Origin of the sequence: Rathayibacter sp. Leaf296 (assembly GCF_001423045.1) — a bacterium.
In the GTDB taxonomy this organism is placed as follows: Bacteria; Actinomycetota; Actinomycetes; order Actinomycetales; family Microbacteriaceae; genus Rathayibacter; species Rathayibacter caricis.
In genome coordinates, this window is record NZ_LMNR01000002.1 from 795,291 (window position 1) to 821,004 (window position 25,714).

The following is a 25,714-nucleotide window of genomic DNA, read 5'->3' on the forward strand; positions in this document are numbered from 1 at the left end:
GCTAGTCGACGACCGGCACCGTGCCCGGATCGAGGCGGGCGCCGCTGGTCGAGCGGTACCAGGGGGCGAGCCGGTCGGGCGAGACCGCGACCATGGCGGCGCCGGTGAAGCCCGCGTCGTTGCCGAAGCGGGCCGGGACGATCTCGGTGCCGATGTCGAGGAATCCGGCGAACTCGTCGAAGACGTGCGCGGCCGCGCCTCCGATCACGAACAGCTGCGGCGAGAGCAGCATCTCGAGGTGGCGGTAGTAGACGCTGAGGCGGCCCGCCCACTCCTCGAGGGTGATGCCCTCGCGGCGGACGGCCGAGAAACCCACGCGCGGCTCGAAGTCGGGACCGTCGATGTGCACGTGGCCGAGCTCGGAGTTGGGGATCACGACGCCCTCGTGCACCAGCGCCGTGCCGATGCCCGTGCCGAGGGTGGTGAGCAGGAGCAGGCCCTCGCGGTCGCGCATCGCGCCGAACTCGCGCTCGGCGACTCCGGCCGCGTCGGCGTCGTTCACGACGACCACGTCGACCCCGGTCGCCTCGGACAGCAGGGCCTGGGCGTCGAGGCCGACCCAGCGCTGCGAGACGTGCGTGGTCTGGCGGACGACGCCGCCGCGGACGATGCCGGGGAAGCCGACTCCGACGGGCGTCCCCGCGATCGGCGAGACGTCGCGGACGATGCCCGCGATCGCGGCGGCGAAGTCCTCGGGCTCCTTGCCCAGCGGGTTGGCGACGGCGAAGCGGCGGGCGGCCCTCTCTCCGGTGGTCACGTCGACGAGGGACGCCTTGATCGACGTTCCGCCGATGTCGACGCCGACGGCGAAGCGCGGGAGGACGCCGTCCTGGGGCTGGGTCACGGATGCTCCGACTGCAGAAGAAGTGGGGAAGGTGACGAGTCTACGAGTCGGAACCGTGACGGGGCTCGGAGAGGGCTGCCAGGACGTAGCGGAGGACGGGCTCGTAGAGGTGGACGGCGAGTCCGTCGTCGATCGGGACGACGACCTCGATCGAGCCCTGCGCCTCGGCCACGAACACCGCGGGGTCGTTGCAGTCGGCGATCGCGATCGTCGACAGGCCCCGGCGGCCGGCGGCGCCCGCCCAGCCGTGATCGGCGACGACGAGGTCGGGGCGGATGCCGAGGGCGTCGAGCCGGTCGAGCAGCGCGTTCATCGGCTCGGGCGAGTGCGTGTGCATCAGGCTGCCGCCGCGGTAGACGCAGGTGACGCCGCCGGTGCACCAGAGGAACTGGTGCTCGTCGGCGAGCGGCACGCGGATGCGGTCGGCCGCCGCGAACGGGAGCGTGTTGACGTCGAGGACGCGCGCGCCCGCCTCGGTCGCGGCCGACGCCAGCCGCCGGTAGAGGTCCATCAGGGTCGCGGGGTGGGCGGTGGCGAAGAGGATCAGGTCGCCCCGGCGGACGGATTCGGCGAAGCGGCGGCGGTACGCGTCGAGGCGGGCGACGGTGAGCGCCGCGTCGATGCGGTCCTGCCCGCTCTCGAACGCGGGGTCCGTGCTGATGCCGACGCGCTCGCCCATCAGTGCGAGCAGCTCCGGCAGATCCCAGTGCTCGGCGACGTCGACGCCGTAGAGGTGGGCGGGATCGCGCGCGGCGAGCTTGCGCAGGTTGCCGAGGTTGCTCGACCGGTCGGTGAGCACGGCCCCGGTCAGGAGGGTGGAGTCGAGGACGGCGGCGAGGTCGGGATCGTCGGTGCGCATCGGCACCAGGCTATCGGGTGTCAACTTCTCGACAGTTGACATGCCGAACAGTAGCGATATATCTTTAACGCATCGCCGACAGATCGAAGAGCACTCGCTCCGAGACGGGCGATCGGATTCCGGAAGGCGTCCACACGACCGAGAGCAGAGCAGACATGCACCCCAGGAACTTCTTCCCCGACCACGACTCCCCGCGCCACGACGGCGCGCAGCACGACTCCGGCCGCTCGGGCCACGACCACCCCGGCCGCCGCGAGCGCCGCGGCCCCGGAGGCCACGGACGCGGCTTCGGCCCGGGCTTCGGTCCCGGCTTCGGCTTCGGCCCCGGCTTCGGCGGCCCCTTCGGCGGACCGGGGCGCGGCGGAGGACGCGCCCGACGCGGCGACGTCCGCGCGGCCCTCCTCTCCCTCCTCGCCGAGACGACCTCGAACGGCTACGGCCTGATCAAGGCGATCGCCGAGAAGACCGGCGACGCCTGGCGCCCCAGCCCCGGCTCCGTCTACCCCACCCTCCAGCAGCTCGTCGACGAGGGCCTGATCACGGCCGTCGGCGAGGGCCGCGGCACCGAGTACCAGCTCACCGACGCGGGCGGCACCTACGTGCGCGAGCACGCCGACGAGCTCGCCGCCGCGTGGGAGGCGACTCCCGGCGCGAGCGACAGCGCCCGCGCGTTCATGGAGAACGTCGGCAAGCTGATGGGAGTGATCCAGCAGTTCCGCGGGGCGAGCGACGCCCAGCGGGCCGCGGCCTCCGAGAAGCTGGACGAGGCGCGCCGAGCGCTGTACCTCATCCTCGCGGACTGACCGGACCCGGCGTCAGAGGGCCGCGTCCGCCAGTCGGGCGAGGCCCTCGTCGAGCGTCACGGCCGGCGTCCACTGCAGGTCGGCGCGGGTGCGGCGCTGGTCGAACCAGTGCGCGGTCGAGAGCTGCTCGGCGAGGAACCGGGTCATCGGAGGCTCGTCCTCGCCCGGGCGCACCGCCCAGACCCGCTCGACGAGCGAGCCGGCGACGCGCGCGACGGACGCGGGCACCGACCAGCGCGGCGGCTCGACTCCGGAGGCGCGGCAGATGCCCGCGAGCAGCTCTGCGACCGGCCGCGGCTCGCCGTTGGTGACCACGTAGGCCTGCCCGTGCACCTCGGGAGCCCGGTCGAAGGCGGCCACGATCGCCGAGGCGGCGTTGTCGAGGTAGGTCGAGTCGATCAGGGCCTGCCCGTCGCCCAGCAGCGGCAGGCGCCCGGCGCGCGCCCGCTCGACGATGCGGGCAACGAGCTGCGTGTCACCGGGACCCCACACCAGGTGCGGCCGCACCGCGACCACGGCGAAGCCGGGGGCGTCGGCGGCGAGGGCGAGCAGCTCGCCCCGCGCCTTCGTGCGGGCGTAGTCGCCGCGCGCGTGCTCGGGGTCGGCCGGCTCCGCGTCGTCCCCCGTGATCGAGGAGCCCGCGTGGGCCACCGACGGCGACGACACCTGCACGAAGCGCTCCACTCCGGCCCGCCGGGCGGCGGCGAGGAGGCGGCGCACGCCGTCGACGTTCACGCGGTCGAAGTCGCCCGGGTCGCCCGCGAGCGACACCTTGGCGGCCAGGTGGACGACTCCGTCGACGCCGTCGAGCGCCTCCTCCACCGCGCGGGGGTCGGTCAGCGAGCCGCGCGCGTCCTCGACCCCGACGACTGCGGAGGGGCGGCGCTGGAACGTGCGGACCTCGTGGCCCTGCGCGGCGAGCAGAGCGGCGACCGCTCCTCCGAGCAGCCCGCTCGCGCCGGTGACCAGGACCGTCACGGGGACGTCATCCGTCCGCCGGCGAGGATCGCGCCCGCCCAGCGCGAGAGCGCCGCACGGTCGATCTTGGAGTTGTGCCGGATGTCGGTGGGCAGCGCCGGCACGACCAGGACGGCCGCGACGGGAGCGCCGACCGCCGCCCTGATCGCGGCGGCGAGCTCCGGATCGGCGAGACGCGTGCGCGCGACCGCGTCCCTCCGCTCGACGACGGCGACGAGCTGCGCGGTGCCGCGCGGGCCGACGCCGACGACCGCGGCGCGGGCGACCGCGGCGACACGAGCCTCGATCCGCTGCTCGGGGCCGACGGGAGTGACGACGCCCTCGGCGGTCACGACGACGTGCGGCAGACGGCCCTCGACCCACAGCCGCCCGTCGGAGTCGACGCGGCCGACGTCGCCGGTGCGGTGCCAGCGCTCACCGGGCACGGCGCCGATGCGGGCGGCCCGGTCGGTCAACCAGAGCCGCTCGTAGTGGTCCTCGACGTGACCGGCCGAGACCACGATCTCGCCGGTCGTGCCGATCAGCTCGTCGAATGAGTCGGCGGCGCGGCCGTCGGCGTCGAGCGGAGCGATGCGCACGCGCACTCCCGCCGCGGGCACGCCCACGCAGACGCCGCCGCGGGGGTCGTCGTCGGTGGCCGCCTCGCGGATGCCCTCGAGCGACGCGTCGGTGAGGAGCAGTCCCTCGGTCATGCCGTAGGGGGTGCGCGCCGACGCGTTCGGCATCAGCGCCTGCGCCTGCGCGAGCAGGCCCTCGGACACGGGCGCGCCGGCCGAGAGGAAGGTCCGCACCTCCGCGAGGACCCGGCGGTCGTCGGCGGTGAGCTCCTCCGCCGTGGCGACCACGTTCGCGAGCGCCGCGGGCGAGAGGAACACGACGGTCGCCTCGACCTGCGCGGCGGCGGCGGCCACGGCGGCCGCGGTCAGCGTGCGCGGCGCGGTGACCTCCATATCGGGAGTCGCGGAGCGGGCGCCGAGCGCGGGTCCCAGCAGCGCGAACGGGGCGAACCCGGCGACGAGTCCGGTCCCGGGGCCGATGCCGTACTGGCGCGCGAGGGCGTCGCGGACGCCTGCGAGCTGGCGGTGCGTGTAGACGACGCCCTTCGCCGGTCCCGTCGAGCCCGAGGTGAAGAGGATCGCGGCGACGTCGTCGGCCGCGGGCGCCTCGGCGAGCATCTCGGGATCGGCGGCGAGCTCGGCGCGGCCCAGCTCGATCAGCTGGCCGATCGAGGAGTCGACGCCGAGGGCCGCCGCGGTGGCGCGCGGGAGCGTCTGCGTCGACACGCGTCCGCCCGGCCAGCCGAGGGCGCGCGCGACGGTCAGTCCGGGGAGCGCGCCGACCACGAGATCGGGCCAGGCGCCGCGGACGGCACGGGTGAGGCCCTTCAGGCCCAGCCCGGCGTCGGCGACGACCACGACGGCTCCGATGCGCAGGCAGGCGTAGAGCAGCGCGGTGAGGTCGGCACCCGGCGGCACCAGGAGCGAGACGCGGTCGCCCGGGCGCACGCCCGAGGCGCGGAGCCCCGCGGCCAGCTCGTGCACCCGGCGCGAGAGCAGGCGCCAGGAGACGCGCCGCGGACCGTCGCCGCTCGGCGGGGCCATCTCGACGAGCGCGAGACCGTCGTCGTCGGCGTGCGTCTCGAGGTGGCGCCAGAGCGGCTCGATCGGCGCCGTCGGACGACGGACGTCCGGAGCGGCTCCCGTCTCGGAGAAGGCGTCGCCGAGCCAGGTCAGCACGGCGGGGGCGTAGTCGACGTCCTCGGCGACGAGGTGGCCGGCGCCCTCGAAGCGGTGCACCTGCGCGTGCGGCAGGCGGTCGACGAGGTCGTCGAGGTAGCGGTCCGAGAAGATCGGGTCGAGCGGGCCCCAGAGCATCAGCGCGGGGACGGCGAGCCCGGAGACGCCGGCCGCGATGCGGGTCAGCTCGCCGTGGCTCGGGTGCGCGGCGTCCACCGGTATGTCGGCGACGAATCCGCCGACCCCGCCCCGTCGCTCCGCTCCTCGGTAGGGGGCGCGGTACCCCTCCTTCACGGCGGCGGGAAGTGCCGGATGCGCGATCGCGAGCGTGGTCTCGAGGAACGCCGGGGTGCCGACCGTGGAGGCGCCGAGGATCCCCGACGCGAGGGCCAGGCGCAGCGGCGCGGGGATCGGCTCGCCGTCGGGCTGGTGCACCGCGGTGTTGAGCAGCATCACGGCCGAGAGCGCATCGGGGTGGTCGACGGCCCAGCCGAGCGAGACGACTCCGCCCCAGTCGTGCCCGAGGGTGACGACGTCGTGGTCGAGGCCCAGCACGTCGGTGAGGTTCGACAGCTCGCGGACACGGTCGGCGAGGGTGTGCAGCGCGCCGGAGCGCTCCGAGAAGCCCATCTCGAGCTGATCGACGGCGACGACGCGCCAGGCGGGCCCGCCGCTCCGTGCGGTCTCGAGGGTCTCGGCGGCGAGGCGGCGCCAGAGGTAGGACCAGGTGGGGTTGCCGTGCACGCAGAGGATCGTGCCGACGGGCTCGGTCCCGAGGGCGTCGAGCGTGTCGAGCAGGTGCCAGCGCCGGGTCGCGCCCTGCGCGTCCGGAGCGTCGACGAGCCGCGACCACGACGGGTCCAGCCCGTCCAGCCCGGGCGGCGGCAGCTGCGCCGGCGCGGTGGAGCCGAGCGCGGAGCGGATCCGCGCGGCCGGATGGGTGCCGGCGGTCGGGGTCACCAGGCGATCTCGAGCATCGCGGTGTTGATGCCCGAGCCCACGCCCATCAGCAGCACGCGGTGGCCGGGCTGCAGGGTCTTCGACTCCTGCGCGAGGGTGATCGGGATGGAGGCGGGGCCGACGTTGCCGAGCGTCGCGTACGTCGTGGGGACGCGGTCGCGGTCCAGGCCCACGGCCTTCACCAGCGCGCTGGTGTGCACCTCGGACACCTGATGCATGATGTAGCGGTCCATGCCGCTCCACTTCCAGTCGCGCTTCGCTTCCTTCCAGGCGGAGACGACGAGCTCCATGCCGCCCTTGAGCAGGGCCTTCGCGTCGGTGAACATGCCGTCGACGCTGCCGACGCAGAGCTCGTTGAACTGGGTCGCGGCGCGGGTGATGCCGCCGAGGAGGCGGTGCCCCTTCGGGTGCGCGTCGGCCGGGCCGAGGATAGCGGCCGCCGCGCCCGACCCGAGGGTGAGGCTGGCGAACTCGCTCATGAAGTCCTTGCGCGAGACGCCGTCGCGGCTCAGGCGCTCGATGGTGTTGACCTGGATCTCGTCGGCGTCCTCGCCGTCGATGATCATCGCGTAGCGGATCTGGCCCGAGTCGATCAGCTGCGCTGCGAGCGTCATGCCGCTGACGAAGCCCAGGCAGGCGTTGGCGATGTCGAAGTTGATCGCCGACGACGGCAGGCCGAGGCCGTGGTGCAGGCGCACGGCGACGGAGGGCTCGAGGTGCTTGCGGGTGACGGAGGTGTTGATGATGAGGCCGATCTGATCCGGCCGCACCCCCGCCTCCTCGAGCGCGCGACGGCCGGCGTCGATCGCCGCGGCGTCGAAGGTCTGACCGGCGCCCCAGTTGCGGCGCTCGTGCACTCCGGCGACCCGCTGGAGGAGGCCGGTGGGCAGGCGCAGCCGCTTCAGGGCCGGCGCCAGGCGCGCGTCGATCTCCTCGGAGGTCGTGACGTTCGGAGCGATCGTGGTCGCGACGGACAGCAACGCGACGTTGCGGTGCGTGGTCGTTGCGTTTCCGTCCAACGGAACTCCCTGTCGAGTTGTCGATCGTGGCAGGTGCCGCGATGATTTTACGCTTTCGTTCACTCCGTGAATCCTGGACGGCGGCTGGGTGCGAGGGGAACCCCCTCCAGCCCGCCTCTCCCCCGTCCCCGCGCGGATCGCGGCCCGAGGCCATACCGGGAGTCCGCTGTCAACCTCCCCGGACGCGACGGCTCAGGTGCCCATGGCCCACGGCTCGCGGTCGCCCCGCAGCCGTGCGGCGAGCGCCATCGCCTGCTCGTCGGTCAGGGTGGCGACGTAGTCGACGATGCCGCGGGCGCGGCCCAGCCGCTGCAGCGACTCCGGATCCACGCGCGGCCTCCCGCGCTCCCCCGCGGGCAGCCACTCGGGCCGGTCGGCGCGCAGGCGGAAGTACCCGTCGGTGGCGAGCTCGATGAGGTCGAGCAGCTTCTGCGGGGCGCGCGAGCCGTCGCGCGGGTCGTCGAGCCAGTCGTCGAGGTGGGTCACGAGCGTCTCGAGCACTCGGGACTGCCCGCGCTGGTAGGTCGCGAAGTCGGGGCGGTCGATGACGAAGCGGGTGTGCACGAACTTGAGCACGGCCACGTCGTGCCAGGCGTCCGGGAGCAGCGACACGTGCCCCGAGCGGACGTTCGGCTCGGCGAGCACCAGCACCGAGCGCTGCAGGCGGCCGATCCAGGACGACACGAACGCCTCGATCGCCCGCTCCGTGCGGGTGGAGCCGTCGAACGGCACCGCGAGCAGTCCCTCCACGAGCTCGGTCGACACCCGCTCGACGGAGGAGCGGAAGTGCTCGTCGCTGGCGATCCACGGGTCGCGGGCGACGAGGCGGCGCCGCAGCATCTCGAGCGAGTGCCCGGGCGCGCGGGCCCAGAGCTCGCCGGCGTCGAGGGCGGCGAGGGCGTTCTGCTCGCGGAGGAACGCGCGGAACTCGACGGCGACCGCGGCCTGCTGGAGCACTCCGGCCCGGTAGAAGTCGTCGAGGTCGTGCAGGGAGTAGGCGATGTCGTCGGCGACGTCCATCACCGAGCACTCGAGCGTCTGCTGCCACGGAGCGATCGCCTCGAAGACTCCCCGCGCATCGAGCAGGTCGTCGAGATCGAGGGTGTAGGCCGAGAACTTGGGCGGCGCGGTCTCCCACCGGCTCGCGGTCGAGCCGCGCGGCAGCTCGGTGGGGTCGGCCGACTCGATGTCCGGCCGGCAGACGGTCCTGCCCCAGGGGTACTTCAGGACCGCGGCGCGGGAGGCGGCGGTCAGATTCAGCCCGGCCTCGACGGTCTCGCAGACGTCGAGCTCCGACAGGATCCGGAAGGACTGCGCGTTGCCCTCGAAGCCCTCCTCGAGCCCGAGCCGCTCGCGCGCCAGGCGGTCGAGCGCCTGCTCGCCGAGGTGCCCGAACGGAGGGTGCCCCAGGTCGTGCGCGCTCGCCGCGGCCTGCACGACCACCGGGTCGCAGCCGCCGAGCCGCTCGACCAGGTCGCGCTGGCCCGGGTCGGTGGTGGTCAGCTGCATGGCGATCGCCCGCGCGACGGCGGTGACCTTGATGGAGTGGGTCAGCCGGTTGTGCACGACCTGCCCGACCCCCGAGGGCGAGATGACCTGGGTGACGGCGGAGAGCCGCGCGAAGTACGGCGAGAAGCGGATCCGCTCGAGGTCGACCCGGTACTCGGGGAAGTCCTCGCCCGTGGCGAAGCGGTCGACGGGCTCGGGGATGCGGCGGTCGGTGCGGCGATCGCGGTGGTGCCGGTCGCGGCCGCTCTGCTCGACGGTGCCGCTGTTCTCGACGGTGCTCTGCTGGGCCTCCATCCCGCTCACCCTAGACGAGGGTCGGGTCGACGTCGGGACGCCTCCGGGGGCCGAGCGCCGTGAAGACCGCCGCCGCGAGCACCGCGCCGAGCACGTAGGCGACGAGGTCGAGCCACGCGAAGGTCGTGCCGAGGACCAGGCGCAGCGGCGGCCACTGCTCGACGAGCCGCGCGGCGACTCCGATCGCCTGCAGCTGCTCCATCGCGATCGACCAGGCGAGGGCGATGCCCGCGGCGGGCACGCCCGCGAGTCGCGGGAGGCACGCCGCCACCAGGAGTGCGACGAGGACGACGTAGAGGACGCCGCCCGCCAGGTCGGCCGGCAACCCGACCAGGAGGAAGCGCAGGGCGAGACCGAGCGCCAGGGCCGCCACGGCGGCGAGCAGGTACGGCACCCGCGCCCTCACCGGCCGCCTCCGGGCCGGGCCGCGAGCAGCCGGTCGTGGGCGCGGAGGAAGGAGCGGTCGTCGGCGACGGTCCAGCCGAGCGGACCGGGCGAGGCGACGACGAGAGGTACGAGCACGGTGCGCCGGCGACGGCGGCCCGGGGCGAGCACTCCCAGGGCGAGGGCGCGCACCCGCCGGGCGCCGAGGGCGACCGTCGCGACCTGCACCGACACGACGTCCTCCCAGAGCGCGATCCGGAGCGAGTCGGAGCGCTCGGCGGCGAGCGCCGGCCCGTCGGAGCCCAGCACGACGACCGAGACCGGGTCGGGGCGCCTCGCGGCGGCGGGGGCGGCGGCCCGGCGCAGCGAGCGCTCGAGCTCGCGGGCGCCCAGGATCGTGAAGCCCTCGCCCACGTCGGCCAGCTCGGCGAGCCGGCGCCGGCGGGCGGGATCGGCATGGTGGATCCGCGCGCGCACGGTCTCGCGCAGGCGCAGCAGCTCGCCGGGCGAGGTGAGCAGCCCGGTGGGCTCGAACCGCGTGCGCGGCGGGAGCGGCGCGGCCCGCACGGGACCTCGGGTCGACTCCCGGGTCGGAGCGCCCCACGGCGGCGGTGCACCTGCGTCCACGTCCCCTCCTCCGGTTGCGATGACCCTCCCGATTCTCCCCCGCCGCCCCGCGTCTTGCCCGGGAGCCCGCTCCGACCTACGATGGAAGTACCCCCCTGGGGTATCCGATCATCACGGCGCCGACCCGCCGTCACCACGAGGAGCACCGGCATGACCACTCGACTCGACCTCGGCCTGACCGCGAAGACGACCGCGGAGGCGCCGTCCGGCGGCTCATGCGGCTGCGGCTCGACCGGCGGCTGCGCCTGCGGCGGCCACGGCGGGTCGCACGGCGCCTCGACCTCGATGGCCGCACCCTCCGTGCAGACCTTCGGCGTCGCCGGCATGACCTGCGAGCACTGCGTCCGCAGCGTGACGGAGGAGCTCGCCGCGTACCCCGAGGTGACCGGCGTCGACGTCTCGCTCTCGCCCGAGGGCGTCTCGTCCGTCACCGTCGGCTCGCTCCGCCCGCTCGGCCGCGAGGAGATCGCGGCCGCCGTCGCGGACGCCGGCTACCGCCTCGCTCCCCTCTCCTGACGTGCCCTCGCACGCCTCCCCCGACGCGCCCCGATCGTCCGGCACGACCGCTCCCGCCGCGCTCGAGCTCGCGATCGGCGGCATGACCTGCGCGTCGTGCGTCGCCCGGGTCGAGAAGCGCCTCGTCGCACTGCCCGGAGTCACGGCCACGGTGAATCTCGCGCTCGAGCGCGCCACGGTGGTGCTGCCCGAGGGCACGACGGCCGCGGACGCGATCGCCGCAGTGGAGGCGGCGGGCTACACGGCGACGGTGCCCGCCCGCGAGAGCGCCGAGCCGTCCGCCTCCGACCCGACCGGTCCCGCCGATCTCGAGCGCCGGACCCTCCGCACCCGCCTGGGCGTCTCGGCCCTGCTCGCCGCGCCCGTCGTCCTGCTGTCGATGATCCCTCCGCTGCAGTTCGCGAACTGGCAGTGGCTGTGCCTGGCGCTCGCGGCCCCGGTGGCCGTGTGGGGCGCCTGGCCGTTCCACCGGAACGCGGTGACGGCGCTGCGGCACGGCTCCACGACCATGGACACGCTGATCAGCCTCGGCGTGCTCGCCGCGTTCGGCTGGTCGCTGTACGCCCTCTTCCTCGGCGACGCGGGTCGCGCCGGGATGAGAATGCCGTTCGAGCTGCTCGGCTCGCGCTCGGGCCACGACGAGATCTACCTCGAGGTCGCGGCCGCGGTGCCGATCTTCGTCCTCGCGGGCCGCTACCTCGAGGCCCGCTCGAAGCGCGACGCCGGAGCGGCGCTGCGCGCCCTGCTCGACCTCGGCGCGAAGGACGCGGTGCGCCTCGCCGCGGACGGCTCCGAGGAGCGCGTCCCCGCCGCCTCGCTCGCGGTCGGCGACCGGATCCGCGTCCGCCCCGGCGAGACCGTGGCCGCCGACGGCACCGTCCTCGAGGGCTCGAGCGCGATCGACGCGAGCATGCTCACGGGCGAGAGCGTGCCGGTCGAAGTGGGCCCGGGCGTCGTCCTGGCGGGCGGCGTGCTCAACGCCCACGGCGTGCTCACCGTGCGGGTCGACCGCGTCGGCTCCGACACCGTCCTCGCCCGGATGGGCCGCCTCGTCTCGGAGGCGCAGGCGGGCAAGGCGCGGGTGCAGCGGCTCGCCGACCGCGTCTCCTCGGTCTTCGTCCCCGTCGTCGTCGTGCTGGCGCTCGCCACCCTCGTCGGCTGGCTGCTCACGGGCGCCGACCTCGCGGCGGCCGTCTCGCCCGCCGTCGCCGTGCTGGTCGTCGCCTGCCCGTGCGCGCTCGGCCTCGCCACTCCGACCGCGGTGCTCGTCGGCACGGGCCGCGGCGCGCAGCTGGGCATCCTGATCCGCGGACCCGAGGTCCTCGAGACCAGCCGCCGGATCGACACGGTCGTGTTCGACAAGACCGGCACCCTGACCACCGGCGCCTTCGAGGTCGTCGAGTCCAGCGGCGACGAGGCGCTGCGGATGCTCGCCGCCGTCGAGCGCGGCTCGGAGCACCCGCTCGCCTCGGCACTGGTCCGGGGCGCCGAGCAGCGCGGCCTCGACGTGCCCGAGGCGAGCGGGTTCCGCGCGAGCGCCGGCTTCGGCGTCCGTGCCCGCGTCGAGGGCCGGCTCGTGGTCGCGGGCCGGCTCCGCTGGCTCGAGGAGCAGTGGGGCTTCGCGCCCGGAGCGCTCGCCGAGCAGGCCGAGCGGGCCGGAGGCAGCGGAGGGACCGTGGTCGGCGTGGGCTGGGACGGCGAGCTCCGCGGTCTGGCGGTGCTGCGCGACGAGCCGCGTCCCGAGGCCGCCCGCGCCGTGGCGTCGCTCCGCTCCCGCGGGCTCCGCGTGCTGCTGCTCACCGGCGACAACTCCCGCGCGGCCGCAGCGGCCGCCGCGGCCGTCGGCATCGACGAGGTGATCGCCGAGGTGCTCCCGGAGGAGAAGCTCGCGGTCGTGGAGCGTCTGCGCTCCGAGGGCCGCAGCGTCGCGCTCGTGGGCGACGGAGTGAACGACGCGGCCGCCCTCGCCGCGGCCGATCTGGGCATCGCGATGGGTGCCGGCACCGACGCCGCGATCGAGGCGAGCGACATCACGCTCGTCGGCGACGACCTCGCCCGGGTGCCCGACGCGCTCCGGCTGGGCCGGCGGACGCTCGGGATCATCCGCGGCAACCTCTTCTGGGCCTTCGCGTACAACGTCGCGGCGATCCCGCTCGCGATGGCCGGGCTGCTCGGACCGCTCGTGGCGGGTGCGGCGATGGCGTTCTCGAGCGTGTTCGTGGTGCTCAACAGCCTGCGTCTGCGCGGCTTCCGAGCGCAGGGCTGAGCACACGGCCGGGCGTCCGTCCGCGGACCCTGGCGCTCCCGGGTCCGCCGTGATCGACTGGGACGATGCGCACCGAGACCCGTCAGGGCGTCCCCCTCCTCCTCGTCGACGACGACGGCCCCGCCCTGTCGACCCCCGAGGACGCGCTCGCGCTCGTCGGGGGCAGCTACGACGGCGCGGCCGAGACGGTCGTCGTGCCGGTCGGGCGTCTCGATCCCGAGTTCTTCCACCTGCGCTCGGGGATCGCGGGCGGATTCGTGCAGACGCTCGTCGACTACCGCAAGCGCCTCGTGGTCGTCGGGGACATCACGGCGGCCGTCTCGGAGTCGAGCGCCTTCCACGATTTCGTCGTCGAGTCGAACGGCGGCGACCACCTCTGGTTCGTGCCGACGCTGGACGCGCTGGACGAGCGCCTGGCCCGGAGCGGCACTCCCGAGCAGCCGGGCGCCGAGGGCGGGGTCGAGCCGACCCCCGGGCGCTGATGGCCCTCCTCGTCCCGGACGCCGCCGGCGCTCCCCCGCGCCTCGACGGACCGGTCCGCCTCCTGCTGCTCGCCGACACGCACCTGCCCAAGCGGGCGAAGGAGCTGCCCGAGGAGGTCTGGCGCGCCGTCGACGAGTCCGACCTGGTCGTGCACGCGGGCGACTGGGTCGACGAGGCGACCCTCGACGCCCTCGAGGCCCGGGCGCCGCGGCTGCTCGCCGTCTGGGGCAACAACGATCCGGAGGAGCTGCGCGCCCGCCTGCCCGAGGTCGCCCACGCGGTCGTCGGCGGTCTGCGCGTCGCCGTGATCCACGAGACGGGCGCCTCGAGCGGCCGGGAGGCGCGGGCCGACGCCGCGCACCCCGACGTCGACGTGCTCGTCTTCGGCCACAGCCACATCCCCTGGGACTCGGTGAGCCCCGGCGGCCTGCGCCTGCTCAATCCGGGCTCGCCGACGGATCGACGCCGTCGGCCGGCCTGCACCTATCTGAACGCTGTCGCCGAGGCGGGCGCGCTGCACGACGTCCGGCTCGTGGAGCTGCCGCCGCGGGCGCCGGCCGTCCCTCGAGCCGCGCCGTCCGTCTAGTCCCGCCTCCTCGACAGCTCGCGCAGCAGGCTCCGCGGGGCGGGGCTGCCCGGTGTGCCCAGCAGCTCGCTCAGCCCGCGCGTGCCCCCCTCCGCGAAGGCCCGGCGCTGCCGAGCAGCGCCCGTGCCGAGGCGCGCCAGCCTCTCCAGTCCGTCGTCCACCGCCTCCGCGTCGCCGAGGTCGTGCAGAGCACCGTCGATCCACTCGCGCAGCTCGCCCACGACCTCGGCGGCCGGCAGTGCGCGGCCCTCGCCGGGCGAGAGGAGGGTGCCGTCGAGCCCGAACCGGCCCGCGTGCCAGAGCGCCGCGTCGAGCAGCTCGGGGGCGATCGGCGAGCACGGCTCCCCGCCCTCGGCCCGGTCGAGTGCCGAACGCACGAGAGCGCGGCAGATCCCCGCGATCAGGACGGCGTCGGCCGCGTCGAGCTGCGCATCCGCGACCCGGATCTCGAGCGTCGGATAGCGTGACGAGAGCCGCGCCTGCCAAGCGATCGCTCCGCGGTCGACCGTCGCCCCGAGGCCGATCAGCGCGCGCTCGCGGCGGTCGTAGTCGTCGGCGCTCGCGAACCGCGGCGGGCATCCGGCGGTCGACCACCGGCGCAGCGCCACGCTCCGCCAGCTGCCGAAGCCGGTGTCGGCCTCCGAGCGGAACGGCGAGTTGACCGACAGCGCGAGCACCGTCGGCAGCCAGATCCGGAGCCGGTTGAGCGCGGCCACTCCCGCGTCGCGGCCGGGCACCTCGACGTGCACGTGCAGGGCCTGCACCCGGTGCTCGTCGATCAGCGCGCCCATCCGCTCTCCTACTGCTCTGTAGCGCGGCTCCGGAGAGAGCGCCGGCTGTCCCGAGGACGCGAACGGCACCCCGACGCCGGCCGCGAGAGCGTCGAACGCCGCGGCCGTCGCGGTCAGGCGGGAGCGGAACCTCGACAGGCAGGAGTGCGCCTCGGCGAGACTCCGCAGCACCGGCGAAGTGAACTCGAGCTGGCAGGCGAGGAACTCGCGGCCGAGGCAGCCGCCGAAGTTCGGGTCCCCGAAGAACTCGGAGTAGACCGCGTTCCCCAGGTCCAGCGGATGCAGGCCGGTGGCGTCCAGCAGGACGAACTCCTCCTCGATTCCGAAGCCGAGCACGGTGCCTCCCGATCGCCGGACCCCGCGACCACGTCGTCGCTCGGGGGGCCCGATGACGCGACGCTAAGCGACGCCCGTCGGACTCGGGGAGGCCCTTGACGAACCCCCTCGCGCTCGTTCCAGGACGTTTCGCGAGCCCGGCGCAAGGGGGTGGCAGCGAAGTATGGTCCGCCTAAGCTCATTGAGATGACCGGTTCGCACGACAACCCCGACACCGCGCACCTCCGCCCGGCCGGGCTCGACGACGCCACCGTCGCCGCACTGGGCAAGCTCTCGGAGGCGCTCGAGACCGTCGAGCACGCCCGCGGCTTCCTCTACGGTTTCCACCGCCTGACCGGAGCCGCCGACCTCGCGCTCGGCGAGGCCGTCGATGCGTTCCGCGAGGCGGGGCACGACGGGGTCGCCGAACGCCTCGAGTCGCAGCTGGTCGGCCGCAACGTCATCGAGGGCCGCTGGACCTTCCAGATCGTCGAGGACTACGACGACACGTACTACAGCGCGTTCCGCGAGCAGGAGCGCGCCGCTCGGGACGAGCTCGCCGACGGCCGCCGCCACCTCTTCGAGTCCGAGATGAAGGAGGACCGCCGCACGGCGGGCCGCCGTCACCATGAGTCCCGACCGGAGAGCACATGAACGCCGTCATCCGGATGCACGCCGCCTCGCTGCGCGTCAAGGCGGTCACCCCCGGTCGCTCGACGCGCGGCGGGGGCCCGGAGCAGGAGGACACGATGAGGCGCACCGTCCTCAGCATCGACGGACGCCGCTTCCTGCTCAGCCTGGAGCTCGACACCGAGGACCTCGAGAAACGCCTCGTCCAGGCGGTCCGCGATCACGGCGACATGGTGAGCTTCACCGTCGCCGGCGAGCGCGAGGTCTGCGTCCTGGTCTCCCCCGGAGTCGCCGTGATCCTCGAGCACGAGGACGTGCCTGCGGAAGATCCGGACGCCGAGGACGCGCCGTTCCACTACGACGACGTCGAGTACCTGAGCTAGAGGTCTCTCTCAGCTGGAGACCGGCGGGATCGCGGCGTTCAGATCGCCCCGGTCGAGGCCCAGAGGTGGAACGCGGCGTGCGCGCGATGCGGCCGCCACTGCTCCGACAGCGCTTCGGCGACCGCGGTCGTCACCCCGCCCAGGGCGCGCCGCAGCACGAGGTCGCCCGCGGGGAACGCATCGGGGTCGCCGAGGAACCGCAGCGCGAGGTAGTCGGCCGTCCACGGGCCGATCCCCGGGATCGCGAGCAGCGCCCGCCGCTGCTGCGGCAGGTCGGCGGCGGGATGGAGCACCAGCCCGTCCGCGAACGCGCTCGCGACGGCCCGCACGGTGCGCGCTCGGGCGTTCGTGACTCCGACGGCCGAGCGCAGCTCCTCGAGCGGCACGGAAAGGAGGGCGCCCGGAGTCGGGAACGACCGCAGCCCCGCCTCGCCGGCACCGCCGAAGGCCGCGACCACCCGGCCGCCGAAGGTGCGCGCCGCCGCGACCGACACCTGCTGGCCGAGCACCGCGACGACCGCGGCCTCGAACGCCTCGGGATACCGGATCGCCCGCAGCCCCGGCCGCGCGGCGACGGAGGGCGCGAGCAGCGGATCGACGGACAGCGACCGGCCGATCGCCTCGACGTCGGAGTCGAGATCGAGCCAGGCCCGCACGAGCGCCGCCGCCGCGTCGACCGCATCGGCCCCGGCGGTGACGCGCGCGCCCCACGCCGTCGACTCGAGGGCGACGTGCCGCGGCCGACCGCCGATGCTCAGCAGCCGCTCGAGCCGGCGGCCGCCGTCGGCGACCCGCTCGGCTCCGGGCAGCGCGTGGTTCCGGAGGAGATTCGCGGTCGCCGGGAGGTCGACCGGCCCGTTCGCCCGCAGCTCGAGGGTGCGCACCTCGCTCAGGGGACCAGCACCACCTTGCCGCGAGCGCGGCCGGAGGCGACGAGCTCGAGGGCGGCGGCCGCCTCGGCGAGCGGGAACGAGGGTGCGAGGACGACCTCGAGCTCCCCCCGGCCGGCCGCGTCGAGAAGGGGTGCGCGGGCGGAGTCGCGGAGCGCGGTGCCGGGATCGGCGCCGGCTCCCCCGCCCAGCCGCAGCACGCCGCCGAGGCGCTCGGCGTGCTCGAAGCCCGCGATGGTGGCGATGCGGGAGCGGTCGGCGATCAGGGCGACCGAGACGTCGAGGGCCTCGTCGGTGCCCGCGGTGTCGAGGGCGGCGTCGACGCCGTCAGGTGCCGCTGCCCGCACGCGTTCCTCGAGACCCGGCCCGTAGGCCAGCGGCTCGCCGCCGAAGCGCCGGACGACCGCCTCGCCGCGGGCGCTCACCGTGCCCAGCACCCGCGCACCGCGGGCGACCGCGAGCTGCACCAGCAGGCTCCCGACCGCTCCGCTCGCCCCGTGCACGAGCACGGTCTCGCCGGCGGCGACCCGCACCGCCTCGAGCAGGTGCACGGCCGTCGTGCCGGTCAGCAGGAGCCCGGCCGCCGCCTCCCAGCCGAGCCCGGCGGGCTTGGGCAGGACGGAGGACGCCCGTGCGATCAGCTCCTCGCTCCAGCCGCCCGCGACTCGGAAGGCCACGACCTCGTCGCCGACGTGCAGCGGACCGAGCGGACCGACGGCTCCCTCGCCCACCGCGGTCACGACTCCCGACACCTCGGAGCCCGGGCGCACCGGAGTGCGGCCCTGCCCGAAGACGCCCCGCAGCAGCTTGGCGTCGGAGGGGTTCACTCCCGCCGCGCGGACGCGCACGCGCACCGCTCCGGGCCCGGGCTCGCCGAGCTCCACCTCGACGGCGCGCAGCGAGGTGCCCGAGTAGTCGTCCGCCTGCATCGCCAGGACCATGCCGTTCCCCCTCCGGGATCGCGGCCCGGGGAGGCCCGGGCGCGGCCGACGCTAGCACCGGCCGCCGACATCGCGGCAGCCGGTTCCCGTCGGTCCGAGAACGCGCGTTCCCTCGGCGCGTACGATGGGAGGATGCCCGCGCCCACCGCCGATCCCGATGTCGCGACGACCTCGCCGCGCGCCGCGATCCTGGCCGCGGCCGACCGCCTCTACTACGAGCGCGGGATCCTGTCGGTCGGCATGGACGAGCTGCGCACCGCCGCTGGCGTCTCGCTGAAGCGCCTCTACGCGGAGTTCCCGAGCAAGGAGGCCGTCGTGGTGGCCGTGCTGCACGGCCGGCACGACGCCTGGACCGCCGGTGTCACCGTCCGGGTCGCCGGAGCCGACGGCGCGCGCGAGAAGCTGCTCGCGATCTACGACTTCCTCTTCGACTGGTTCTCGGAGGACACCTTCCGCGGCTGCGGATTCATCAACGCGTTCGGCGAGCTGGGCTCCTCGAATCCGGCCGTGGCGCAGCTCGCCCGCGAGCACAAGGCGTCGTTCCAGAGCTTCCTCGCCGAGCTCGCCGAGCAGATCGGAGGCGACGCCGAGCTGGCGGCGCAGCTCGCGATCCTCGCGGAGGGCGCGCAGACGACCGCCGCGATCGCCGGGACGCCCGAGGCCGCCCTGCAGGCGCGCCGCGCGGCCGTCGTGCTGATCGACGCCGAAGCGCGCCGAGCGGCCTGACCGCGGATCCCTACGCCTCGCCGCCCCCGGGCGGACCGACGATCAGCAGCGCTGTGAACACGACGGCCACGGCCGCGAGGACCAGCGCCCCCGCGAGCACGGGCCGCACGAGCGCCCAGCGCAGCAGCCTGCTCGTCACCCGCTGATCGCGCGGGTCGTCGCCCGCGACCCGGCGCCAGCCGCCCTCGAGGAGCCCGCGGCGCTCGAAGCCGCGCTCGAGCGGCACGGTGGCGTACGGGATCACCGCGCTGGCGACCGCGAGGACCGTCGCTCCGATCGACCACCGCTGATTGACCGAGAGCACGAGAGCGGCGGCGCCGTAGGCCAGGAAGGCGAAGCCGTGGATCGGACCGGCGACGCTGACGGGCCAGTCGCCGACGCCGACGGCGTACTTCAGCAGCATGCCGCCGATCAGGAGGGTCCAGGTCACCGCCTCGACGATCGAGAGGACGTGGAAGAGTCGACGGGGGCTCATGGCCGGGAGACTACGGCACCCTGGCTCCGGAGGACCTGAGCCGGGCACCGATGGCGCTCAGCCCAGGACGTGCGTCAGCGACAGCGCCGACAGCGCACCCACCGCCACGGCGGCGACGGTCGCGAGCAGCCCGTGCAGGCGCATCCGCGCCGGGGCGGTGACCGTCCCGCCCTGCAGCCCGCTCCAGAGCTGCTCGGCGACGGCCGACGCCGACGGGCGCTCGGCCGGGTCGAGCGCGGTCATCGCGGTCAGCAGCGGGCGCCAGCGCTCGGGGACGTTCGCGGGCAGCGCCGGTGCGTGGTGCATCCGCTGCAGCGAGATCTCGAGCGTGGTGCCCTCGTAGGCGCGGCGCCCCGAGAGCGCCTCGAGCAGCACGAGACCGAGGGAGTAGACGTCGGACGCGGGACCGACGGGGCCGGCTCCCACGCTCTCGGGGCTCAGGTAGCCGGCAGTGCCGACGAGCAGGTCGGGGCGGGTCAGGCGAGCGTCGTCGACCGCGCGGGCGATGCCGAAGTCGCTGAGCTTCGCCTCGCGGAGGGAGGCGCCGGCCGGCACGGGCCGCGAGCGCACGAGGACGTTCTCGGGCTTCACATCGCGGTGCAGCACTCCGCGGGCGTGGAGGTGGGCGAGCGCGTCGGCGACCTGAGCGCCGACCTCGGCGATCATCCGCTCGTCGGAGGAGGAGAACCAGGCGGCGGCCGGGTCGGCGGGGTCGAAGTACTCGAGGACGAGGTACGACAGCTCGCCCTCCTCGTGCGCGATCTCGCCCTGGTCGAGGATCTCGACGACGGCGGAGTGGCGGGAGTCGATGAGCAGGCGGATCTCGCGCTCGCGTCGCGATCGCTCGTTGGGGGTGTCGGCGACGGCGCGGTGCACCTTCACGGCGACGGGACGGGCGAGGCGCTGGTCGCGGGCCCGGTAGACGGTGGCGCTGCCGCCCTCGCCGATGCGCTCGAGGACCAGGTAGCGACCCGCGAGGGTCGCCCCGAGGAGCGGGTCCGCGACGGTGCTCGGGGGCAGGAGGTCGACCGTCTCGATCACGCCGCACCGCCCTCCGCTGAAATCGCTAGCTTGTCTAACTAGCTATGGCAGTTCTATCGGTACGAACCGCTCGCGCACAACCCGGTCGACCGGGGTTCCCGATCACTAGATGTTCTTGCTACACGACTGTCTAGACTGTCCTGCATGGACGACGTCGCGACCTCTCGACCCGGAGCCTTCTGGTTCCCGGGCGAGACGAGCGAGCCCGGAGCCGTCGAGGTCCTCGCCGCGATGCGGGCCTTCCGGACCGCCGAGACCGCGATGCGACGCCGCACGCGCGGATCGATGGGCATGGGCGAGAACGACCTGCTCGCGGTGCAGTTCCTCATGCGTCGCCAGCAGACCGGCCAGCACGTGAGCCCGAAGGACCTCGCCGCCTACCTCGGCATCTCCTCCGCGTCGACGACCGTGCTGATCGACCGGCTCGCGAAGAGCGGTCACGTCGTGCGCCAGCCCCACCCCAGCGATCGCCGCGCGATCCGCATCGTCGCGACCCCCACCTCCCACCGCGAGGTGCGCGAGACGCTCGACGAGATGCACCGCCGGATGCTCGAAGCGGCCGAGAGGCTCGACGCGACCGAGGCGGGAACGATCATCCGCTTCCTCCAGACGATGCGGGACATCGTCGAGAACCCGACCGAGACGGCCGACATCGCCTACGCGGACCAGGCCTTCGCCGACGAGCTCGCGGACAGCGCGCAGGAGCGCCGTCGCGCCTGAGGTCGCCCGTGACCCCGCTCCGGCGACTCGGAGCTCTCGACCTCCGTTCACCTTCGGGCGATACCGTCGATCCGTCGTGGGCACAAGGCCTGGCGGCTTCTTCTCTCCGCGTCCGGCGCCACTATCGCTGCAGTACCGGTCGGTCAATCCCCCCAGCCCTGTTAGCTAGCTTGACTAGTAGGAAGTCTGTCTAGCGATATGCTGATCGGACCGCACCCACTCGTCTGATCGGAGAAGATCATGGGCAACATCCTGTACGGAACGCCTCCCGCCGCCATCGAGGTCGAGGACCGGGCACTCGCCCACCTCCAGATCGTGATCATCAACAAGTTCCGCCGCGACGAGCGCTTCCTGCTGACCCTGGACGCCTCCCCCCAGGCCGGCACCGGCCGCCGCGGGGTCTGGATGCACCCGACCATCCCGATCCAGTTCGAGTTCAAGGGCAGCCGCCAGCCCACGATCAACCCGGAGTGGGTCGAGTCGCTGATGGAGCGGGCGAACAGCGGAGCGGGCCTGCGCATCGTGCCCGAGCCCGCCACGCAGGCCGCCGTGCCGCTGCGCCGCGCCGAGCCCGCCGCCTAGCCCCACCGGCCACCACTCCCCCGGATCCGACGACTCCCGATCGACGAGCCGATCCGGCAGCAGCACCCACGAAGGCCCGCTCCTCCCTGGAGCGGGCCTTCGTCGCGTCCGGGTACAGCACGGATCGCTCTTCCTCGCAATTCGCTCGAAGGTGGTTGACATTCCCCGCCACAGGATGGTGAGGACCTCTACACTTCGAGGGCGGCGCTGAGGACGTTCCGGCGGGCTCGTCCTCGCTCCGCACGCATGGCCGGTCGCCGGCCCGGGTCCCCCTGCCCGAGGCCGGCGCCCGGATTCGAGGCGCACCCGACGCGCCGTGATCAGGTCCGCCACCCCTCAGGAGCCCGGCGACATGACCCTCGACACCACCTCCCGCACGACCGACGACACCGACGACACCGACGGCGGCGCCGACATCGACGGCACCGACGGCGGCGCCGACGTCGACGGGGCCGCCGCAGCGCCCGCGCAGGACCTCGCGCACCCCGGAGCGGTCTTCACCGCCGTCACCTCCGGCGGCCTCGAGCAGTGGCGGATCGTCGCCGTCCTCGGCATCCGCGTGCTCGCCGAACGCCTCGAGGGCGCCGCGAGTCCCGCAGGCTCCGAGCGCCGCAGCTTCACGCTCCGCTTCGTGCGCTACCGGCTCTCGCTGCCGTCCGAGATCGCGCCGGAGTCGCAGGAGCGACGCGACCGGCGCTGACCCCCGCGCCCCCTAGAGCGCCGGCTCCGGTCGCACCGACTGCGGCAGTCGCGCGAACAGCCGGTCGAACACGGCCCGGCGGTCGAAGCGCAGCGCGTACTCGCGCGCGCCCACCGCGAGCCGCGCCCGCTCGGCGTCGTCGAGCTCGAGGATCGCGTGGTCCAGCAGGGCGGCGATCGCATCCGGGTCCTCGACCGGCGTGATGAACGCGTGCTCGCCGATCGCCTCGCCGATGCCTCCGGTGAGCGTCGTGATGACGGGGCCGCCTCCGGCGAGCATCTTCTCGGCGAGCGCGATGCCGAAGGTCTCGACGAACTCCGGGCGCGGCTTGCTGGGCAGCACGAAGGCCGAGCATCCGGCCATCAGGTAGGGCTTCTCGGCGTCGCCCACGTCGTCGAGGAAGCGGATGCGGTGCGCCAGCGGTGACACCGCCGCGATCCGGCGCAGCTCGGCCTCCTGGGGACCGCGGCCCGCGATGACGAGCTCGTGCTGCTCGTGCACGCGGCTGCGCTCGTAGCCGGCGATGAGGTCCTCGACGCCCTTGGCCTCGGTGAGGCGCGAGAGGAACAGCACGTAGCCGTCCTTGCGCAGTCCGCGGGCGCGCACGAGGTCCTCGAGGGCGACCGGGTCGAGGTCGGAGTAGGCGTCGGAGTCGATCGCCGGGTACGAGATCTCGATGCGGGCGCGGCACTGCTCGGCGAAGCGGGTGCCGTGCGCGGCGTCGATCCGCTCTGCCTCCTCGACGATGAGGTCGCGGGTGTACTCCGACACCGCGACGCAGTGGTCCTGCGAGAGGTAGGAGGCGAAGATGTGGGCGGCGGCGCCCAGGCGACCCTCCTCCACAGCCCGGCGGACGACGTTCGTGACGTCCGAGCCGACCGCCTCCGCGACCGTGGTGACGTCGACGGGGAGCCCGGTGCTCCAGGCCGCGCGCAGCGCATCCGCCACCGCGATCGTGTGGGGGCTGAGGTAGAGCGAGAGGCAGACGGTGGGAACGCCGTCGGTGAAGAGCTCGACCAGGCGGCCGATCATGCCGGCGAGGTAGCGGCCGTCCGGCACCTTGTAGTCGCCCACCGGGGCCGGTCGCTCGACGATGATGCCGGCGCTGTAGGGCAGCACCGCGTCCAGCGGCTTCAGCGGCAGACCCGCCGCCTCGAGGCGCTCGATCGGCCAGGTGACGATGCGGACCTCGTCGAAGCCGCGCTCGCGAGCCGTCTCGGCCAGGTTGCGCGCCTCGACCGAGTGGCCGCAGATCACCGGATCCGCCCGGACGACGATCACGAGCCGGTTCTGCACGGTGCTCGCGTGAGTGCTCTGGTCCATGGTCTCCTCCTAGGGCTGGATGGTGCTGGGCTGGATGGTGGTCGTGGTCGGCCGCGCCGGATGCGACGGCGGTCGGTACTCCGACGCGGTCGCCCAGTCCGACGGCTCCGGACCGAGGTGCAGGGTGAGCTCGCCGCCGCGGTGCAGCTCGGCGGCGCTCAGGACGCTCGCCTCGAGCGGCGCTCCGTTCAGCTCGGCCGACTGCACGTACTGCACCGGCCCGCCGGGCACGGGCTCGACGAAGCCGGTCGTGCGGATCTCGAAGTCGGCGCCGCCGACGGCCACGGACACGCGGGAGTACGCGGGGGCGTTCACGAGGAGCAGCCCCTGCCCCGCGACGGGGAACAGGCCCAGACCCGCCCAGACGTACCAGGAGCTCAGGCCTCCGGAGTCGTCGTTGCCGGGCAGTCCGCCGCGGCCGGTGCCGAAGCGCTGGTGCAGCACGCCGTGCACGATCTCGGCCGTGCGGTCGGGCCGGCCGGCGTAGTGGTAGGCCCACGGCGACTCCATGTCGGGCTCGTTGTTGAGCCCCTCGAAGCGCCCGAGCGCGGCACCCGCGAGCATCTCGGCGCGCTCGGGCGGGAGTCCGGGCTGGCGCACCGGCTCGGCGCCGTAGCCGAAGAACTCGTCCAGCTGCGCGACGAAGGAGTCGTCCCCTCCGCTCAGCGCGATGCGCCCCGCCATGTCGTGCAGCAGGCGGAAGGAGTAGTTGTGCCGCGTGCCCTCGTAGTAGGTCGAGTCCTTCAGCAGGCCCGTCCGCAGGTCGAAGGCGTTCACCCACTGCGCCGCGCGCTCCTCGAGCTGCTCGGCGAGCACCCGGTCGCCGACGTGACGCGCGACGACCGCGGTGCACCAGTAGCCGTGGGCGAGGTCGAGGGTGTGGCTGATCGGATGCGCCTCGCCGGCCGCGAGGAACTCCTCGCCGTAGGTGCGCTTGAGATCCTCCGCCATGTGCACCAGGGCCGCCTCCCAGTCGATGCCGGGCAGACCCAGTCGGCAGAGGTCGGCGAGGAAGGTGTGCGCGAGGGCGCTGCCCTGCCGCGAGAAGCGGTCGCTGCCCTTCGCCATCCGGTAGCCGATCGGGAAGTTGCCCTCCTCCTCGCAGATGGTCAGCAGGGCTGCCGCGATCTCGACGGCGCGCTCGGGCAGCAGCGCCGTGAGCAGCGGGAGCTGGGTGCGGTAGATGTCCCACATGGTGCTGATGTCGAAGACGAACGGACCGTCGGTCGGCCAGAACGGGCTCTCGGAGGGAGCGAGGCACGGCTTGATCAGCGAGTGGTACAACGCGGTCGAGAAGACGGTCTCGCGATCGACGGACGGGGTGTCGACGGCGATCCGGCGCAGGTGCTTCCGCCACGTCTTGCGGGTGCGGTCGCGGCGCTGGTCGAAGCCGGTGCCGGTCGGCGGCACGTCGCGGTGCAGGTTCTCGCGGGCGCGCTCCGTGCCGCGGAGGGAGAAGCCCATGCGGAGCTCCACGGTCGTGCCGGGCTCGCTCGGTCCGGCCCACATCAGGCCGAACGGGCGGAGGGTCGTCGGGCGGATGTGGTCGAAGTCGAGCCGGGTGCCGCCCGGCATCAGCCGGCGGTCGTACCAGAGCATCTGGCGCCACTGCAGCGCGTCGCACTCGAGGTGCACGGCCAGCGGAGCGCCCTCCATCACGATCTCGCCGCTCGCGACGCCGGGCGAGATCGAGCGCAGCTGCGCGCGCAGCGGGATCGTCGCTCCGCTCGGGATCGCGAGGCCGCCGAGCGACAGGTCGACGACGACGCGGGCGCTGCGGTGGCGCGGGAACGTGTAGCGGTGCACCGCCGAGGCGGGGCCGACCGTGAGCTCGGCGCGCACTCCCGAGGAGAGGGTCGCGGCGTAGTAGCCCGGCTCGGCGACCTCGTCGACGACGTCCCAGCTGCGGCCGAGCTCGTCGAGCGGCTCGATCATCGGCGTGACGCGGAGGTAGTTGTAGTACTTCCGGATCGCGCCGGTGCCCGACTGCTGGAAGTGGGTGAAGCCCGACGCCTCGATGCCCTCGCGGATCCGCGGAGGGACGCCCTCGAGCGCCAGGTCGTAGCGTCCGTAGCCCGTCGGGTACGCCCCGGAGTAGGAGCACGCCGAGACCATGCCCAGCGGGTACGTCGCGCCCGGATGCGTGTTGCCGATCTGCGGCTTCGGCGACCACCAGGTCGCGGCGAGGCCGACGGGATCCGGGAGGTCCGTGGGCTCCGTGCCGAGGAACGGGTCGACCCGCTCGATCATGCTCCGCTCACCGCCGCCGCCATGCCGTGACGCTAGGTGCGGTCGGTGTCATCGGGGTGACGCGGAGACGACGGGACGGCGAC

At 74.2% G+C, this 25,714-nt stretch carries 26 protein-coding genes; 11 read left to right on the forward strand and 15 right to left on the reverse strand.

From position 1 onward, the window contains the following. Position 1: 1 nt before the first annotated feature. Both ASF46_RS13950 and ASF46_RS13955 read right to left on the reverse strand, forming a co-directional pair. Positions 2-844: an ROK family protein gene (locus tag ASF46_RS13950; protein WP_056868119.1), complete on the reverse strand. Its 843-nt coding sequence runs from the start codon at positions 842-844 to the stop codon at positions 2-4. 40 nt (positions 845-884) lie between these two features. Next, positions 885-1,703, reverse strand: a complete 819-nt coding sequence (locus tag ASF46_RS13955; RefSeq protein ID WP_082485603.1) for a phosphatase — start codon at positions 1,701-1,703, stop codon at positions 885-887. Positions 1,704-1,858: 155 nt separating this feature from the next. On the opposite strand from ASF46_RS13955, the gene ASF46_RS13960 reads away from it, so the two are divergent. Continuing rightward, positions 1,859-2,506: a PadR family transcriptional regulator gene (locus ASF46_RS13960; protein ID WP_056868121.1), complete on the forward strand. Its 648-nt coding sequence runs from the start codon at positions 1,859-1,861 to the stop codon at positions 2,504-2,506. 12 nt (positions 2,507-2,518) lie between these two features. On the opposite strand, the gene ASF46_RS13965 is transcribed toward ASF46_RS13960, so the two are convergent. The 6 genes from ASF46_RS13965 to ASF46_RS19460 form a co-directional block, all read right to left on the reverse strand. Beyond that, complete coding sequence (locus ASF46_RS13965; RefSeq protein ID WP_056868122.1) at positions 2,519-3,484, reverse strand: NAD-dependent epimerase/dehydratase family protein; 966 nt, start codon at positions 3,482-3,484, stop codon at positions 2,519-2,521. Continuing rightward, the gene (locus ASF46_RS13970; RefSeq protein WP_416351496.1) at positions 3,481-6,180 is read right to left on the reverse strand and encodes an alpha/beta fold hydrolase; all 2,700 of its coding nucleotides are present in this window, start codon (positions 6,178-6,180) and stop codon (positions 3,481-3,483) included. The genes ASF46_RS13965 and ASF46_RS13970 overlap by 4 nt, the downstream gene beginning before the upstream one ends. Continuing rightward, positions 6,177-7,199, reverse strand: coding sequence for a 3-oxoacyl-ACP synthase III (locus ASF46_RS13975; protein ID WP_055790347.1), 1,023 nt, complete (start codon positions 7,197-7,199; stop codon positions 6,177-6,179). Before ASF46_RS13975 ends, ASF46_RS13970 begins: the two co-directional genes overlap by 4 nt. Positions 7,200-7,391: 192 nt before the next feature. Then, entirely contained in the window at positions 7,392-9,002 is a 1,611-nt protein-coding gene (locus tag ASF46_RS13980; protein WP_056868605.1) for a deoxyguanosinetriphosphate triphosphohydrolase family protein, read from the reverse strand. 10 nt (positions 9,003-9,012) lie between these two features. Then, the gene (locus ASF46_RS19455; protein WP_107573473.1) at positions 9,013-9,408 is read right to left on the reverse strand and encodes a DUF2809 domain-containing protein; all 396 of its coding nucleotides are present in this window, start codon (positions 9,406-9,408) and stop codon (positions 9,013-9,015) included. Beyond that, positions 9,405-10,013, reverse strand: a complete 609-nt coding sequence (locus ASF46_RS19460) for a hypothetical protein (protein ID WP_056868124.1) — start codon at positions 10,011-10,013, stop codon at positions 9,405-9,407. The genes ASF46_RS19455 and ASF46_RS19460 overlap by 4 nt, the downstream gene beginning before the upstream one ends. 150 nt (positions 10,014-10,163) lie before the next feature. On the opposite strand from ASF46_RS19460, the gene ASF46_RS19780 reads away from it, so the two are divergent. The 4 genes from ASF46_RS19780 to ASF46_RS14010 all read left to right on the forward strand — a co-directional run bounded on the left by ASF46_RS19780 (position 10,164) and on the right by ASF46_RS14010 (position 13,864). After that, a complete protein-coding gene (locus tag ASF46_RS19780) occupies positions 10,164-10,529 on the forward strand; it encodes a heavy-metal-associated domain-containing protein (protein ID WP_235576955.1) in 366 nt (121 codons plus the stop codon). 82 nt (positions 10,530-10,611) lie between these two features. Beyond that, positions 10,612-12,795 (forward strand): heavy metal translocating P-type ATPase, encoded by a 2,184-nt coding sequence (locus ASF46_RS14000; protein ID WP_082485605.1) that lies wholly within the window; start codon positions 10,612-10,614, stop codon positions 12,793-12,795. Between the two features lie 65 nt (positions 12,796-12,860). Next, positions 12,861-13,277, forward strand: a complete 417-nt coding sequence (locus tag ASF46_RS14005) for a DUF4180 domain-containing protein (RefSeq protein WP_056868126.1) — start codon at positions 12,861-12,863, stop codon at positions 13,275-13,277. Continuing rightward, entirely contained in the window at positions 13,277-13,864 is a 588-nt protein-coding gene (locus ASF46_RS14010) for a metallophosphoesterase family protein (protein WP_056868127.1), read from the forward strand. Before ASF46_RS14005 ends, ASF46_RS14010 begins: the two co-directional genes overlap by 1 nt. Here the strand turns inward: ASF46_RS14010 and ASF46_RS14015 are convergent. After that, on the reverse strand, positions 13,861-14,991 hold the full coding sequence (locus ASF46_RS14015) for a carboxylate-amine ligase (RefSeq protein WP_056868128.1): 1,131 nt from the start codon (positions 14,989-14,991) through the stop codon (positions 13,861-13,863). The two genes, ASF46_RS14010 and ASF46_RS14015, sit on opposite strands and share 4 nt — an antisense overlap. Positions 14,992-15,177: 186 nt before the next feature. On the opposite strand from ASF46_RS14015, the gene ASF46_RS14020 reads away from it, so the two are divergent. Together ASF46_RS14020 and ASF46_RS14025 are read left to right on the forward strand one after the other, a co-directional pair. Continuing rightward, positions 15,178-15,624, forward strand: a complete 447-nt coding sequence (locus tag ASF46_RS14020; protein WP_056868129.1) for a hypothetical protein — start codon at positions 15,178-15,180, stop codon at positions 15,622-15,624. After that, a complete protein-coding gene (locus tag ASF46_RS14025) occupies positions 15,621-15,983 on the forward strand; it encodes a hypothetical protein (RefSeq protein WP_056868130.1) in 363 nt (120 codons plus the stop codon). The genes ASF46_RS14020 and ASF46_RS14025 overlap by 4 nt, the downstream gene beginning before the upstream one ends. A gap of 38 nt (positions 15,984-16,021) precedes the next feature. Here ASF46_RS14025 and ASF46_RS14030 read toward each other — a convergent pair whose 3' ends face one another. Next, positions 16,022-16,867, reverse strand: coding sequence for a DNA-3-methyladenine glycosylase 2 (locus tag ASF46_RS14030; protein ID WP_056868131.1), 846 nt, complete (start codon positions 16,865-16,867; stop codon positions 16,022-16,024). Between the two features lie 5 nt (positions 16,868-16,872). After that, positions 16,873-17,814: an NADP-dependent oxidoreductase gene (locus ASF46_RS14035; RefSeq protein WP_082485504.1), complete on the reverse strand. Its 942-nt coding sequence runs from the start codon at positions 17,812-17,814 to the stop codon at positions 16,873-16,875. A 132-nt stretch (positions 17,815-17,946) separates the two neighbouring features. Between ASF46_RS14035 and ASF46_RS14040 the strand changes: the two genes are divergently transcribed. Further along, entirely contained in the window at positions 17,947-18,540 is a 594-nt protein-coding gene (locus ASF46_RS14040) for a TetR/AcrR family transcriptional regulator (protein WP_056868132.1), read from the forward strand. 10 nt (positions 18,541-18,550) lie between these two features. On the opposite strand, the gene ASF46_RS14045 is transcribed toward ASF46_RS14040, so the two are convergent. Further along, positions 18,551-19,015, reverse strand: a complete 465-nt coding sequence (locus tag ASF46_RS14045; RefSeq protein WP_056868133.1) for a DUF3817 domain-containing protein — start codon at positions 19,013-19,015, stop codon at positions 18,551-18,553. Positions 19,016-19,072: 57 nt separating this feature from the next. Next, the gene (locus ASF46_RS14050) at positions 19,073-20,056 is read right to left on the reverse strand and encodes a serine/threonine-protein kinase (RefSeq protein ID WP_056868134.1); all 984 of its coding nucleotides are present in this window, start codon (positions 20,054-20,056) and stop codon (positions 19,073-19,075) included. A gap of 144 nt (positions 20,057-20,200) precedes the next feature. Here ASF46_RS14050 and ASF46_RS14055 point away from each other — a divergent pair, with 144 nt between their 5' ends. From ASF46_RS14055 to ASF46_RS14065, 3 genes are all read left to right on the forward strand, one after another. Continuing rightward, on the forward strand, positions 20,201-20,776 hold the full coding sequence (locus ASF46_RS14055; protein WP_082485505.1) for a MarR family winged helix-turn-helix transcriptional regulator: 576 nt from the start codon (positions 20,201-20,203) through the stop codon (positions 20,774-20,776). A gap of 240 nt (positions 20,777-21,016) precedes the next feature. After that, the gene (locus ASF46_RS14060) at positions 21,017-21,358 is read left to right on the forward strand and encodes a hypothetical protein (RefSeq protein WP_055790318.1); all 342 of its coding nucleotides are present in this window, start codon (positions 21,017-21,019) and stop codon (positions 21,356-21,358) included. Between the two features lie 352 nt (positions 21,359-21,710). Continuing rightward, the gene (locus ASF46_RS14065; RefSeq protein ID WP_056868135.1) at positions 21,711-22,058 is read left to right on the forward strand and encodes a hypothetical protein; all 348 of its coding nucleotides are present in this window, start codon (positions 21,711-21,713) and stop codon (positions 22,056-22,058) included. Positions 22,059-22,070: 12 nt separating this feature from the next. On the opposite strand, the gene ASF46_RS14070 is transcribed toward ASF46_RS14065, so the two are convergent. Next, positions 22,071-23,381, reverse strand: a complete 1,311-nt coding sequence (locus ASF46_RS14070) for a glycosyltransferase family 4 protein (RefSeq protein WP_056868136.1) — start codon at positions 23,379-23,381, stop codon at positions 22,071-22,073. Positions 23,382-23,390: 9 nt separating this feature from the next. Further along, the gene (locus ASF46_RS14075; protein WP_056868137.1) at positions 23,391-25,631 is read right to left on the reverse strand and encodes a glycoside hydrolase domain-containing protein; all 2,241 of its coding nucleotides are present in this window, start codon (positions 25,629-25,631) and stop codon (positions 23,391-23,393) included. Between the last annotated feature and the right edge of the window lie 83 nt (positions 25,632-25,714).

Coding starts and splice junctions, on each gene's coding strand:
- ASF46_RS13955 (WP_082485603.1), bottom strand. CDS start 1,703: ATGCGCACCGACGATCCCGACCTCGCCGCCGTCCTCGACTCCACCCTC.
- ASF46_RS13960 (WP_056868121.1), top strand. CDS start 1,859: ATGCACCCCAGGAACTTCTTCCCCGACCACGACTCCCCGCGCCACGAC.
- ASF46_RS13980 (WP_056868605.1), bottom strand. CDS start 9,002: ATGGAGGCCCAGCAGAGCACCGTCGAGAACAGCGGCACCGTCGAGCAG.
- ASF46_RS19780 (WP_235576955.1), top strand. CDS start 10,164: ATGACCACTCGACTCGACCTCGGCCTGACCGCGAAGACGACCGCGGAG.
- ASF46_RS14000 (WP_082485605.1), top strand. CDS start 10,612: ATGACCTGCGCGTCGTGCGTCGCCCGGGTCGAGAAGCGCCTCGTCGCA.
- ASF46_RS14005 (WP_056868126.1), top strand. CDS start 12,861: ATGCGCACCGAGACCCGTCAGGGCGTCCCCCTCCTCCTCGTCGACGAC.
- ASF46_RS14010 (WP_056868127.1), top strand. CDS start 13,277: ATGGCCCTCCTCGTCCCGGACGCCGCCGGCGCTCCCCCGCGCCTCGAC.
- ASF46_RS14020 (WP_056868129.1), top strand. CDS start 15,178: ATGACCGGTTCGCACGACAACCCCGACACCGCGCACCTCCGCCCGGCC.
- ASF46_RS14025 (WP_056868130.1), top strand. CDS start 15,621: ATGAACGCCGTCATCCGGATGCACGCCGCCTCGCTGCGCGTCAAGGCG.
- ASF46_RS14035 (WP_082485504.1), bottom strand. CDS start 17,814: ATGGTCCTGGCGATGCAGGCGGACGACTACTCGGGCACCTCGCTGCGC.
- ASF46_RS14040 (WP_056868132.1), top strand. CDS start 17,947: ATGCCCGCGCCCACCGCCGATCCCGATGTCGCGACGACCTCGCCGCGC.
- ASF46_RS14045 (WP_056868133.1), bottom strand. CDS start 19,015: ATGAGCCCCCGTCGACTCTTCCACGTCCTCTCGATCGTCGAGGCGGTG.
- ASF46_RS14055 (WP_082485505.1), top strand. CDS start 20,201: ATGGACGACGTCGCGACCTCTCGACCCGGAGCCTTCTGGTTCCCGGGC.
- ASF46_RS14060 (WP_055790318.1), top strand. CDS start 21,017: ATGGGCAACATCCTGTACGGAACGCCTCCCGCCGCCATCGAGGTCGAG.
- ASF46_RS14065 (WP_056868135.1), top strand. CDS start 21,711: ATGACCCTCGACACCACCTCCCGCACGACCGACGACACCGACGACACC.
- ASF46_RS14070 (WP_056868136.1), bottom strand. CDS start 23,381: ATGGACCAGAGCACTCACGCGAGCACCGTGCAGAACCGGCTCGTGATC.
- ASF46_RS14075 (WP_056868137.1), bottom strand. CDS start 25,631: ATGATCGAGCGGGTCGACCCGTTCCTCGGCACGGAGCCCACGGACCTC.